General features: G+C 38.5%; 14 protein-coding genes. 7 read left to right on the top strand and 7 right to left on the bottom strand.

What is annotated here, in order from left to right; all coding sequences use genetic code 11:
- The first annotated feature begins 77 nt into the window (after positions 1 to 77).
- Positions 78 to 785, top strand: coding sequence for a DUF2490 domain-containing protein (locus tag B9A58_RS01395; RefSeq protein ID WP_084370637.1), 708 nt, complete (start codon positions 78 to 80; stop codon positions 783 to 785).
- An 84-nt stretch (positions 786 to 869) separates the two neighbouring features.
- Here B9A58_RS01395 and B9A58_RS01390 read toward each other — a convergent pair whose 3' ends face one another.
- Positions 870 to 1,373 carry an FKBP-type peptidyl-prolyl cis-trans isomerase gene (locus B9A58_RS01390; protein ID WP_084370636.1) on the bottom strand — a complete coding sequence of 168 codons (504 nt, stop codon included), beginning with the start codon at positions 1,371 to 1,373 and terminating at the stop codon, positions 870 to 872.
- Between the two features lie 78 nt (positions 1,374 to 1,451).
- On the opposite strand from B9A58_RS01390, the gene B9A58_RS01385 reads away from it, so the two are divergent.
- Together B9A58_RS01385 and B9A58_RS01380 are read left to right on the top strand one after the other, a co-directional pair.
- Positions 1,452 to 2,024 (top strand): DUF4202 domain-containing protein, encoded by a 573-nt coding sequence (locus B9A58_RS01385; protein ID WP_084370635.1) that lies wholly within the window; start codon positions 1,452 to 1,454, stop codon positions 2,022 to 2,024.
- A gap of 124 nt (positions 2,025 to 2,148) precedes the next feature.
- Positions 2,149 to 3,318 carry a mechanosensitive ion channel gene (locus B9A58_RS01380; protein WP_084370634.1) on the top strand — a complete coding sequence of 390 codons (1,170 nt, stop codon included), beginning with the start codon at positions 2,149 to 2,151 and terminating at the stop codon, positions 3,316 to 3,318.
- A 57-nt stretch (positions 3,319 to 3,375) separates the two neighbouring features.
- Here the strand turns inward: B9A58_RS01380 and B9A58_RS01375 are convergent, their stop codons facing one another.
- Together B9A58_RS01375 and B9A58_RS01370 are read right to left on the bottom strand one after the other, a co-directional pair.
- Positions 3,376 to 4,461, bottom strand: a complete 1,086-nt coding sequence (locus B9A58_RS01375; protein ID WP_176214641.1) for a phosphotransferase family protein — start codon at positions 4,459 to 4,461, stop codon at positions 3,376 to 3,378.
- A gap of 4 nt (positions 4,462 to 4,465) precedes the next feature.
- Entirely contained in the window at positions 4,466 to 5,677 is a 1,212-nt protein-coding gene (locus tag B9A58_RS01370) for an acyl-CoA dehydrogenase family protein (RefSeq protein ID WP_084370633.1), read from the bottom strand.
- 407 nt (positions 5,678 to 6,084) lie between these two features.
- Here B9A58_RS01370 and B9A58_RS01365 point away from each other — a divergent pair, with 407 nt between their 5' ends.
- The 4 genes from B9A58_RS01365 to B9A58_RS01350 all read left to right on the top strand — a co-directional run bounded on the left by B9A58_RS01365 (position 6,085) and on the right by B9A58_RS01350 (position 9,379).
- Entirely contained in the window at positions 6,085 to 6,900 is an 816-nt protein-coding gene (locus B9A58_RS01365) for a 2,3,4,5-tetrahydropyridine-2,6-dicarboxylate N-succinyltransferase (RefSeq protein WP_176214640.1), read from the top strand.
- A gap of 45 nt (positions 6,901 to 6,945) precedes the next feature.
- On the top strand, positions 6,946 to 7,686 hold the full coding sequence (locus tag B9A58_RS01360; protein WP_084370632.1) for an alpha/beta hydrolase: 741 nt from the start codon (positions 6,946 to 6,948) through the stop codon (positions 7,684 to 7,686).
- A gap of 177 nt (positions 7,687 to 7,863) precedes the next feature.
- A complete protein-coding gene (locus B9A58_RS20295; RefSeq protein ID WP_176214639.1) occupies positions 7,864 to 8,034 on the top strand; it encodes a hypothetical protein in 171 nt (56 codons plus the stop codon).
- Between the two features lie 286 nt (positions 8,035 to 8,320).
- Positions 8,321 to 9,379: an alpha/beta hydrolase gene (locus B9A58_RS01350; protein WP_084370630.1), complete on the top strand. Its 1,059-nt coding sequence runs from the start codon at positions 8,321 to 8,323 to the stop codon at positions 9,377 to 9,379.
- On the opposite strand, the gene xseB is transcribed toward B9A58_RS01350, so the two are convergent.
- The 4 genes from xseB to B9A58_RS01330 form a co-directional block, all read right to left on the bottom strand.
- The gene (gene xseB / locus B9A58_RS01345) at positions 9,380 to 9,571 is read right to left on the bottom strand and encodes an exodeoxyribonuclease VII small subunit (protein WP_084370629.1); all 192 of its coding nucleotides are present in this window, start codon (positions 9,569 to 9,571) and stop codon (positions 9,380 to 9,382) included.
- Positions 9,568 to 10,839 (bottom strand): exodeoxyribonuclease VII large subunit, encoded by a 1,272-nt coding sequence (gene xseA, locus B9A58_RS01340; protein ID WP_245826963.1) that lies wholly within the window; start codon positions 10,837 to 10,839, stop codon positions 9,568 to 9,570. Before xseA ends, xseB begins: the two co-directional genes overlap by 4 nt.
- A gap of 76 nt (positions 10,840 to 10,915) precedes the next feature.
- Positions 10,916 to 11,629 (bottom strand): LytR/AlgR family response regulator transcription factor, encoded by a 714-nt coding sequence (locus tag B9A58_RS01335; RefSeq protein ID WP_084370628.1) that lies wholly within the window; start codon positions 11,627 to 11,629, stop codon positions 10,916 to 10,918.
- Entirely contained in the window at positions 11,619 to 12,680 is a 1,062-nt protein-coding gene (locus B9A58_RS01330) for a sensor histidine kinase (protein WP_084370627.1), read from the bottom strand. Before B9A58_RS01330 ends, B9A58_RS01335 begins: the two co-directional genes overlap by 11 nt.
- Between the last annotated feature and the right edge of the window lie 99 nt (positions 12,681 to 12,779).

The following is a 12,779-nucleotide window of genomic DNA, read 5'->3' as shown; positions in this document are numbered from 1 at the left end:
TCCGTAAAAATGCGGAAGGTTTCAAACCACATTTCGCCCTAATATTGAATTCAGATTAGAATTTTAATTATTTGAAGATGAAGCAAATAATAGGTGGTATTATCCTTCTATTTAGCGTTGTAGATGTTTGCGGTCAGGAAGTTGAAGGTGAACTAGGCGGGTGGTTTTTGATACTCAATCATTATTCTATTAATGAAAAATGGAGAGTAGGGAATGAATTGCATGTTCGCAGAAACTATGGGATAAAAGAACAAGAACAGTTTCTCATTCGTCCCTACATAGACTACAAATTAAATGAAAATGCCATACTAACTGCAGGATATACATATCTAAAAACCTCGCAAGTTGCTCAGACTCAATTGCCCATTGCAGTCCCAGAAAATAATGTCTGGGAACAATTGACACTAAATCAAACGTATGGAAAACTAATGATTTCCCATAGATATAGAATGGAACATAGATTCATAGGTATGCCAGAGGAGGATGCTCAAGGAGACTATGTGATAGACGGCCACAAATTCGCTAATAGATTTAGATATAGGTTAACTGTAAAAAGAGATTTGGGAGATATCTGGTTTGCTCATTTATTCAATGAGGTTTGGATTCATCAAGACGGCTTAAAACCATCTTCATTCGATAGAAACTGGTTGTATGCAGGAGTAGGGTATCGCGTGGCAAAAACAGGTAATGTGCAACTAGGCTATATGCATCAATGGGTTAAATCTGGTTCGGAAAACTATATGAAACGTCCCACCTTGCAGTTGACTCTGCAATATGATTTTTAGTAGAGGGTAGAGTATCTTTTGTTAGCTACCAGACACAGAACTTTCTCCATTGTTCTAAATCTGGTAGCTTTTTTATTCTTTTTATTAATGCTGATGTCCACCTGGCCCGTGTACATGACCATGTGCCAGCTCCTCGGCTGTCGCTTCTCTTACTTCTATGACTTCACCCGAAAAGAAGAGATCTTTTCCGGCCATTGGGTGATTGAAGTCCATTCTTACATGCTCATCCGTGATTTCTTTGACTAAGCCTTGTAAGGGGTTGCCTTCTTGATCTTTCATAGGCAGGAAGTTTCCAACCTTCACGATTTCTCCCAATTTACCATCCGCCTCGAACATGTTTCTTGGTAAATTTACAACTGCATTGTCATCCACAGGCCCATACGCCTTGTCGCTTGCTATACCAAATTCGAATGTGTCACCAATCGATTTGTCTTTTAGATTAATTTCAAAATCAGGTAATACCTGTTGTGTTCCAAACAAAAACACGAATGGTTCTTTACTGTCCACTTCCTGGACTACCTCACCACTCTTATTTCCCTCTTGGAGCTTATAGGTGATGGATACTACTTTTTCGTTTCCTATATTCATGCGGCGAAGTTAGGACTATCATTTGACGAATGCCAATTGACTTTCATCGTATATCTTTACGTCAATAAAAGGAGAACTATGATTGAAAAAATTAGTGCGAAAATAGATGCAATCAATGCCGAGGATCCCAACATTGTTATTTATCATGGAGAGGAGTGTCCCAAGGAATTGGTTTATGGACAGCGAATGACTGACATGCTGCATGAGTATGACTCTACACCTTCATTAGCCATGCAGATTGCAGCTCGTGGTCAGCATATTCAACGATGGGCGATCCCAAGGTCTGATTATCCAATGGATAGAAAAGGCTATTTGAAATGGAGAACTGAATTGAAATTGATGCATGGTGAAATATTATCTGAAATTCTTCGAGAGGAGCAAGTCGATATCTCCTTGATTGAGAAAGTGAACGATTTGGTAACCAAAAAGAGGTTGAAAAATGATCCTGAAACTCAAGAGCTAGAGGATGTCATCTGTTTGGTTTTCCTGAAATATTACTTCTCAGATTTTGCTGCTGAGCATGAAGAGGAGAAGATTGTTTCTATCGTTCAAAAGACCTGGGCTAAAATGACAGAAAAAGGTCATGAACTAGCTCTGAAGCTTGACTATTCAGAGAATGACCTCACTTTAATCAAAAAAGCACTGCATTAATTAGATAAAAAATAGATCATATTGAATTATTCTAATGGCTCTAGCCTTTGATTGTTAGGATAATTCATGGTCTTGGGCTATCTTATTCGTCAGAATTTTTAATCAACTAAATGCATAAGAAGAAATGGTCTTTCCTGATTATTTACAAACACTAATTAACTCTCTCCACGAAATCATGCCAGGCGTGTTAGGCGCTTTGGTTGTCTTCATCGTAGGCTGGCTTATAGCTGTCGTAATTCGTAGGGTCGTACATGGTCTCATGAAAAAAACAGATTGGGATGAACGTCTGCTAGGCAATACCATAGTAGACACAAATAAATTTTTAGCTAATCTGGCCTACTACATTTTCATGGTGATCAATTTATTGATTGTACTGGAAATGTTAGGATTTAGCTATGTGCTGGATCCAATTAGAAATATGCTCGATGAGTTTTTGAGCTTTATTCCAAAAATAGTAGCTGCAGGAGCAGTAGTATTCATTGGTTACATCTTAGCCAAATTTGTTTCTAATTTGGTAAAAATGGCCGGTAGCTTTTTGGATAGATTAGGAGATCAAATTGGTTTTAAGGAAACTGATAAGCTGGTTTACTTCCTTCAGCAAATCGTTTTTATTGCCATATTTATTCCTGCTATCATTCAAGGACTAAATGCCTTAGAGTTGGATGCAATAACCACTCCAGCCAATAATATTTTGCACAAGCTGATGGACGCAGTACCACATATTATTGGTGCAGGTCTAATCATGACAATCTTCTTTATAGGAGGGAAGTTTATAGCTACTTTCATCAATGACTTATTGGTCAACATAGGTGTAGACAAGCTGTCAAAACAACTCCACTTGTTCATCATATCGGATGATCAATCATTATCTAAAGTGATTTCTCACGTGTTGCATTTCTTCATTGTATTCTTTGGGGTGATCTCTGGAGTCGAACTTTTAGGAATGGATCGTTTGACTGAGGTCATGCATAATATCTTGAATCTATCTGGAGATATTCTATTTGGATTAGTAGTCATGGTGCTTGGAAATTTTGTGGCTTCAGTGGTTTATGGCTCTATGAGTAAAAAGAAAGAAAATGAATTTGCTGCAGGTGTAGCTAGAATGGCCATCATAGGCTTATTTCTTGCGATTGCGTTGAGAACTATGGGAATAGCCAATAGTATTATTGACTTGGCTTTTGGTTTGACGCTAGGCTCATTAGCCGTAACTGTCGCCCTGGCTTATGGTTTAGGTGGACGTGAAGCAGCTGGTAAGCACATGGAGCAAATCCTCAAGAAATTCAGAAAGGATTAATACTGAGTCTAGTCATAAAAAAACCTCAACTCACAAAAGTTGAGGTTTTTTTATGGATTAATAATTAGAAATGGAGCCAGTGTCCAAAGCTTTTTTGCCATTCATGGCACACGCATTGACCACGCCTATGAGTCCTGCAAAACGTGGGTCTTTCGTCAGTCCTTTTTTATATCTGGCATAAATCTGCTGACAAATCACACCTAGTTTGAAACAAGCAAAAACATAATAGAAGTGTATGTTGGAAGTATCTATGCCCGTTTTTTCGGTATATCTTTCTAATACCTGCTTTCTATTCAGGTTGCCAGGCATCCAGGTCAGGTTAAATGCTTTAAGTGCCGGAGGGTCAATCAGTTCAACCCAATAAGCCAAAGCAGTTCCTAAATCCATGAGTGGATCACCAATGGTAGCCATTTCCCAGTCTAGTACAGCCAATACATCTGAATAGTTGTCAAGAGAAAGTACAAGATTGTCATACTTGTAGTCATTGTGTAGAAGCGTAACCGCTTCACTGTTTGGTATGTTTTGACCTAACCAATCACCAAGTGCTTCCATACCTGGTAGCTGATCTGTCTTAGATTTAGCATATCGATCAATCCATCCATCAATCTGGCGCTCAACATAGCCTTCAGGTTTACCCAATTCCCAAAGGTTGTTTTTATCAAGATCCAATTGATGTAAATCACACAATATGTCTACTGCATTTGTACTTATGGTTTGCATAAGATCAGCAGTCATAGGCATATTTTTTGGTGGTGCATTTCTGAGGATTATACCCCTGACACGTTCCATAATAAAGAACTCATCTCCAATAATGTCTTTGTCTTGGCAATGCAGAATAGGCCTGGGAGAATAGGGGCAAACGGGATTGATTTTGGTTAGTAGATCATATTCACGTTTCATGTCATGCCCACCTTTTACGTCAGCTCCAATTGGAGGTCGGCGTAAAACAAATTCCTGATCATTACATTTCAACAAATAAGTAAGATTAGAGAATCCACTAGGAAATTGCTCCACACTAATGCTCCCTTCTTCAAAGTCAGGAGAGGCTTTTAAGAACTCACTTAGTTTATTCAGATCAAGGCTTTCGCCATGTCGGATCATCCCTGATCGATCCATCAACATGTTTTTTTCTCTCAGACTCATCAGGTTATTGTTCTTTAGTTTGGTAGTCCTTCAAAACGGATCTGGCGATAACAGACTTATGCACTTCATCAGGACCATCATAAATTCTTGCGCCTCGCTCGTGTCTGTACCACCAAGAGAGGATTAAGTCGTCAGTTATACCCATAGCGCCATGCACCTGTATGGCTCTGTCGAGTACCTGCTGTAGCACATGGGCTACATAGTATTTGATGGAAGAAATTTCTTGTTTAGCTGCCTTACTTCCATGGATTTCAATTTTATGGGCAGCATGTAGCACCAGAAGACGGGCAGCATCAATTTCCGTTCTTGATTCAGCTATCCAGTTTTGGATTGTTTGTTTGTCACCCAACACTTCCTTACTCGAAATTTTACGCTTGGTGGCACGTTTGCACATTAAATCCAGTGCTCGTTCACATATCCCAATCCAACGCATGCAGTGATGAATTCTACCGGGACCAAGACGCTGCTGCGCCAGCATAAAGCCTTGGCCTTCTTCATGAATAAGATGACTGGCAGGAACCTTACAGTTGTTGTATCTAACCTCTGCATGACTCACATACCTCGCGCCTGCTTCTCCCATGATAGGAATATTTCTAACCAATTCAAAACCATCAGTTGTTGTAGGCACTACAATCATACTCGCCCGTTGATATGGACTTTCAGCTTCCGGATTTGTGACAGCCATTACAATAGCAAAGGCTGCACCATCTGCCGAAGAGGTAAACCACTTGTGCCCATTGATGACATAGTAATCGCCATGTTTAACAGCAGTTGTGCTTAGATATTTTGGGTTAGAACCAGCGTGTTCAGGTTCTGTCATAGAAAAGCAACTTCTGATTTTCCCTTCTTGCAATGGAGCTAAAAAAGCAGACTTGATATCATTGGATGCGTAACCTTCAAGCAACTCCATATTACCAATGTCAGGTGCTTGACAGTTGAATGCATAATGACCAAACGGGGTCATGCCCATGACCTCACTCACTTGGGCAAATTCGACAAGATTGAGTCCAAGACCCCCATGTGATTGGGATAGATGTGGAGCCCAAAGACCAGCTATTTTCGCCTTTTCTCTTAGCTTCATGAGCTGCTGTTCATGTGCATTTATGTCAGAAACATCTAATAATTGAAGCTCAATCGGGATTACTTCTTCCTCAATGAAAGTAACGTATTTAGGGATTAGCTCTTGGACTTTTGTTGTAGCAAAAAGATCAATCATGGGTATGGTTTGATGGAGTTTCAAGTTAGTAAATTGATTGGATTATAGGAAGGGGCAAGGGTAGTCAAATTTGATTTTTTGGAATTAATAATTGCAGGTTGTTGAACCTGTTAATACTGAATTTATTGATTATTTCATTGCCAAATATTATTTGGTTTGAATATATAAATTACTTTTTATCAAATAGTTATAATTATGTAATTAAAGTAAAATGGAATACATGTGTATGAAATAGAATATGAGACGTTCATAGTCAAGTCGATCTACAGTGATGTTAATAAATTAACACAAGATGATGGCTTCGTGAAAATGAAAGCAACGTATATGTTTTTCGTACTTCGAATTGTAGCTAGTTTTGTGGTACATATATGAAGGCCTCTGTAGGCAAATTAAATTAGAATTTAAAAATGGAAGACATCAAAAAAATCATAGAGTCAACTTGGGAAGATCGTTCGAAACTTGAAGATCCTGAAGTGGTAAAAACCATTGAGTTTGTACTTGAGGAATTGGATAAAGGAAGATTGAGATGTGCGCAGCCAACAAGCGATGGATGGCAGGTAAATGACTGGGTAAAAAAAGCTGTGATTTTATATTTTCCAATTCGAAAAATGGAAAAAATTGAAGTGGGACCTTTTGAGTTTCACGACAAGATGGCTCTCAAGTCGGACTATGATAAGTTAGGTGTTCGTGTGGTTCCTCACGCAGTGGCCAGATATGGTGCTTACCTTTCTAAGGGTACGATTTTGATGCCTTCTTATGTCAACATTGGTGCGTATGTAGATGAAGGAACCATGGTGGATACTTGGGCCACAGTTGGAAGCTGTGCTCAAATAGGTAAAGGTGTGCACTTAAGTGGTGGTGTGGGTATTGGAGGTGTGTTAGAGCCAGTACAAGCTGCACCTGTGATTATTGAAGACAATGCCTTTATTGGATCAAGATGTATCATTGTAGAAGGAGTAAGAATTGGCAAAGAAGCTGTACTTGGCGCTAATGTGACATTAACAGCAAGTTCTAAAATTATTGACGTGACTGGAGATGAACCTATTGAATATAAGGGGTATGTACCACCTAGGTCTGTAGTCATCCCAGGGTCGTATGCCAAGAAGTTTCCAGCTGGTGAATACAATGTGCCATGTGCCATCATTATTGGCAAAAGAAAAGAAAGCACGGATAAAAAAACTTCCTTGAACGATGCGCTTAGGGATAACAGTGTAGCAGTATAAAGTTTACTTTGATTAGATTTATTGGTATTAAGTAAATCCAATCATATGAGAGTTTTATTCCTGATATTTTCCTTGCTGATAAGCTTTTATGTTGAGGCATACGAGACCATTAAAATAAAAGCTTCTGATGGAGTAGAGGTGACGGTAGATTTACATATATCGCATCCAGATACTGTTCCATTCGTTGTTTTGTTTCATCAGGCAGGTTGGAGTAGAGGAGAATATCAGGAAATTGCACCCATGTTGAATCAGTTGGGATTCAATTGTATGACCGTAGATCAACGCTCGGGCAATGCAGTGAACGGCGTACAGAATCTGACCTTTGTGAGTGCTCGAAAATTAATGAAGGAAACAAAGTATGTGAATGCCCTGCCTGACATGAATGCGGCAATTGATCATGCCAAATCCTACCTAGCAAAAGGAGACTTGATTATTTGGGGCAGTTCTTATTCTTCTGCATTGGCCTTGAAAATTGCTGGAGATCGCCCAGGAGATGTAAGTGGTGTGTTGGCTTTTTCACCAGGAGAATATTTTCAATCTATGGGTAAGCCTAAAAATTATATTACCACCAGTGCTATGAACATCAAATGTCCTTCATTCATTACTTCTGCCAGAAGTGAGAAAAACAGCTGGTGGTCTATCTATGAGGCGATCCCTACAGATTCAAAAACCTACTACTTACCCAAAACTTCAGGAAATCATGGGTCTAAAGCCCTCTGGAGTAAATTCACAGATAGTCAAGGATATTGGGAGGTGGTTATTGCATTTCTGAATCAGTACCTCTAATTACTTATTAGTAGATACACTCAATACATTCATAATTGGGCAGAATTTCGTTATTCCTGTTTTCAGTAAAAGGGGAAATTTTATTCTAGGGAGGTGACGGATATTATGAACGACTTGTCTAATGACAAAAATCTAAACAGAGATGGTCTCTAGAAAATCCTCTTACCACAAGAGAACTTGAAATTTTACACCTCATTTGTCATTTGTGAAGAGCATGCTGATAAGGAAATAGAGGATGAGAACTGTGGGCGTGCACAAAAGAAATTTGCCAAAAAACAGGCAGCAAGAACGTTGCAGGCCAGGCGGTCTATGCATTGGAAAGGAATTTATTTGATGATTTATAATTGACTTATTTTTTGTTTTAAAAAAAATGAATAGTAAACCCGTACTAATTTTGTACGATTTTGAATCAAACATCAATTCGAAAAATTCGTATCTTTGGGGTAACCAGGCTATTTTATGTATGAAATTTCTTCGTAAATTTTTTGACCAGATCAAAAAGAAATTTGGGTGGTCAACCCCAAAGACCAATCCAGTGAATGTTGAGTATTTCCTCACTCGAAAGGAACATAATCATTGTTGATATACTAAAATTGATAATGGAATGTTTATCCTTGACTGTTAATAAAAAAACATGAAAGGTAAACTGGTATGTATCCTAGTAAGTGTCCTGCTGACCATTGACTTAGCTTACAGTCAGGGCAAGCTCGATTTTTTAGAAATTGAGGGTACGGCTGTTGACATCTATACACCTCCAAACTACTCGCAAGACAAGAACTATCCTGTGGTTTATTTCAATGATGGGCAGATGTTATTTGGGCATCCATCAATAGGTATGGCACTTCAGGTGACTTTAGACAGTTTAATTCAAAACAACCTTATTCAAGAGTTGATTGTTGTAGGGATTGCCGCAGACAGAATGCGAACTGAAAAATATGTTCCCTATCAGGACGATAGCTTTAAGCGTATGCCAGATGGTGGTACTTATGCTGCATACTACGCAGATTTGATCGTGAACAAGATTGTGCCATTAATTGATGAAAAATATAAAACCATCCAAAAATCTGAGGGGAGAGCCATATTTGGATTTTCATTTGGAGGGCTAAATTCACTTTGGATGATGTTTAATTATCCTGATTTTTTTTCAATGGCGGCTGGATTTTCTGCTTCATTTTGGGTCAATGATTTTGAAATGTTTAATGAAGCACCCAAGTATCAAATGGGTCAAAAGATTTGGTTTGACATAGGAACTGCTGAATGGAACTACTATGTGCCATTTCAAAAGCTGTTGAAAGACAATAGTGCTAAAGTCAATGAGGATGTTTTTTATTTGGAAGTGCCTCATGCAGCACATACAAGTACAGATTGGCAAAAACGAATGGCCATGCCCTTTTTGATTTTTGCAGGAACAAAGCCTCATACCATTACCAAAATGGAAGTGGAGATTGAGATTATTCCAAGCCAGTCTACGCCTGGTAAGAAATTTACCAGACTCAATCCTGTTGTGACTTGTAAAGATGGTCTCAAATACTCGTTGGCCTACGAGGCCAAGTATGAAGTGATCAATCCAGAAGCAGGAAGGGTATATGAGGAAGGCAGATTTGAATTATATGGAAGTGAAAATCTGGAAGTCCTTGTAACCTACAAGGAATTCAGCAAGAAGGTGAAAATCAAAGCCAAGCTACTAAACTGATTAGTCTTTGGTTACAGTGTTCAAGTCTTTTTCTATACTCCTCAAACGATCCTGGCAATATTTGACCAATTCATTGGCACGTTTTACCAAGTCCGTAATTTGATCCACATCTACTTCTTCAGACTCTAGCTGCTCACAGATGGATTGAAGTTCATTGTATGCAGATTGATAAGTAAGTTTCTTTTTGCTCATTTGATTTTATTTATGGTGCTGGTAATTCTATTAGTAGCCGTCTGGGTTTCCAACTCATCACCAGGCTTGATTTTTTGATTCTTTAATGCTTTTCCATTCACTCGAGTAATAGAGTAGCCCTTGTTCAGTAAATTTTGTGGATTATAGGCCTCAATAAGTTTTTCGCTGTGCAATAAATTGGTTTTACTCTGATTGATGATAGACTGGGGTCTATGTTCAATCGTGTGGTTCATTTGCTCTAGTTGATAGTTGCTACGTTGGACTATTTGTTTGGTACTCAACTGCCACCTGAAATTCAAATCACTGATCTTTTCAGTTTGACGATATAATAATTCCTGTGTGTGCTGTGCTATATGCTCCTGCCACTGATTAATCTCTGATTCGAAGGTTAGCATTCTAGATATCAGAAACTCAGCAACAGAGGTAGGGGTTTTCAATCTGGTGTGAGCGACTAAGTCTGCAATGGATTGATCTCTTTCGTGACCAATGCCTGTAAGGACGGGAATAGGAAACTGTGCCAAATGAGCACAGAGTTCATAATCGTCAAAGCAATCCAAATCCATCTTTGATCCACCTCCACGAATTAAAACTATGGCTTCATAATCCTTTTCAGACTCATGAATTTGATGCAGACATTCAATAATAGAACCAGGAGCTGTATCACCTTGCATGGTGGCAGGAAATAGATCCAAAGTGGCTTGATAATGGTATGGATTGTTTTCAAATTGATTCATAAAGTCCTCATAACCTGCAGCAGTTTCAGAACTGATTATAGCCAAATGCTGAACCACAATCGGCAATTCCAATTCATGATTCATTTCCATGATACCTTCTGCTTCCAGTTTTTGAAGCGTCTCTTGCTTTTTTCTTTCCCTTTCTCCAATAGTGAAATTGACATCAATGTCTCTAATGTTGAGACTCACACCATAGACTTCATGAAACTCAAAAGAAGCATTGAGCAATACTTTCATGCCTTGCTTTAATTCTGTGCCCGTTTGCGATACGAACCAAGGATGTATTTCTCTATAGACATTGGCCCAGATAGTACCACGCGACTTGGCTTTTACATAGTTGTTGTCTTTTTCCACCAGTTCCAGGTAGCAATGACCATTGCCATGTAAGTTAATTTGGCCTATTTCGGCTACGATCCAGTAGGATTTTTCTAGCTGTTCAGAGAGGACTTCTTTGACTAGTAAATTGAATTCGTGTAGGGTGTAGTGATTCACAGGCCAAAGCTCATAGGGGAAATGACAATATCCAAATTCCAAGCATCAAATCTCAAAAGCTCAAATGAAATTTAGGCTCATTTTGGTGATTTGTTTTTGATGCTTGTGATTTTAAAGACTATTCTGTTCCCAGCAGCAGGTTCTTAATGTCCTTCTGATAGTTGCGACCGATAGGCAAGAGCTTATCTGCAATCTCTACTTGATTGCCGTCTATGGCTTTTACCTTGTTTTTTGCAATGATGTATGAGCGATGAATTCTCACAAATTCGTCACCAGGTAGAATTTCCGCAATGCCTACCAGGTTATTATGATTGATCAGGCTTTCGTCATAGGTTTTGATCCGAACGTAGTCTTTTAAGCTTTCTATATAGAGAATATCGTCCAAATAGACTTTGATCATTTTCTTATCAATCTTAAAAAACACATGTGCTTTTTCGCCATCATCAGAAGAGCCACCCTCATTGGTTTCTTTTTCGGCACTTCGTTGTTCGATACGATTGATGGTCTTCATGAATCGTTGTAAAGAGAAAGGTTTTACGAGGTAGTCAATAACATCCAATTCAAAACTTTCTACTGCGTACTCTCTATAGGCCGTAGTGATTACCACAGCAGGAGGGTTTTGCAAACTTCTTAGAAAGTCCAGTCCAGATATAGTTGGCATATTGATGTCAAGAAATATAACATCTACTTCTTGACTGGATAAAAAATTAAATCCTTCCACAGCGTCCTTACAAGTGCCTACAATTTCAAAGTTTTTGAAATTGACCAGGAAATTTTTTATCACATTGATGGCTAAAGGCTCATCGTCAATTATCAAGCAATTAATTTTCATTCAGTGGAATATTTAAAATTGTTCTGTACTTTTCCTCACCTTCAATCAGTTCAAGAGAGTAGTCTTCTTCATATATCAATTTAAGCCTTCTTTTTGTATTTTCTAAACCGACTCCATGATTATATGTCTGTAAACCATTGTCGGCAATGGGCCCTGGAGACTTATTGTTTTCTGTGATAAATGTCAATCTACCATCTTTCACACTTAGCGATATGAGGATTGGAATATCTTGTCCAATAAGCCTTGTGCCATGTTTGAAGCTGTTTTCAATAAATGGCAATAAAAGGACAGGAGGGATGAGTTTACCTTCTATATCTCCAGAGATCTCAAGGTCTACATTGAGCCTTTCTCCATAGCGAAGCATTTCCAAATCCAAATAGTTTTGAATATGCTTGATCTCATTGACTAGGGGTACTTGTTTTTGTTTGGCGTCATAGATGACATAGCTCATCAGTTCTGATAATTTCAGTACAGTATATGGTGCTTTATTTGACTTGTCTAAGGTGAGTGAGTACAAGTTGTTCAGTGTATTGAAGAAGAAGTGTGGCTGTATCTGAGATTTCAGGAAAGCCAGCTCTGTTTCCAGATTTACTTTTTGAAGCTGGGTGGTTTTATTTTTGAATTGAATCCAGTCAATGGTCATTTTGATTGCAGTACCAATAGCAACGACATAGATTTCCCCAATGAAAGAGGCCATGACATAGTTGAAATTAAAAAGCGGTAAATCCTGAATACCGGACTCTTTGTATACCTCTGTGGTTACTAATAAATAAGTGAGTATGATTCTAATAAGAGTAATGCCAAGTGTGGAGAGAAACAAGACAATGATATACCAGGTCACTTTTTTAGGGATAAGCCTAGGCATCAAATAGTAGATATTGAAATAGACAATGACAATATGAAGCGGAAACTCTACTAGATTAGATCGAAAGGAATAAGCATAATCATCAAAGTAAGATCCCCAGCGTACCCAATTAAAGGAAAAGTAAGTCACCCAAAACAGGGTGTGATATACAACTGGTCGCTTAGCAAAGCTTATGGTTCCTTGCATGAGAGTATCTTCTGGCTTAAAAAAAAGTTGATCGGAAGTTAACACTATTACTTTCAGTTGTAAAATGAATTTCGGTAGATATGATACTTAATTATATGC

The organism is Reichenbachiella faecimaris, from assembly GCF_900176375.1.
Lineage (GTDB): Bacteria > Bacteroidota > Bacteroidia > Cytophagales > Cyclobacteriaceae > Reichenbachiella > Reichenbachiella faecimaris.
The sequence above is the reverse complement of the archived record's forward strand: the minus strand, read 5'-3'. Positions and strand labels throughout refer to the sequence as shown.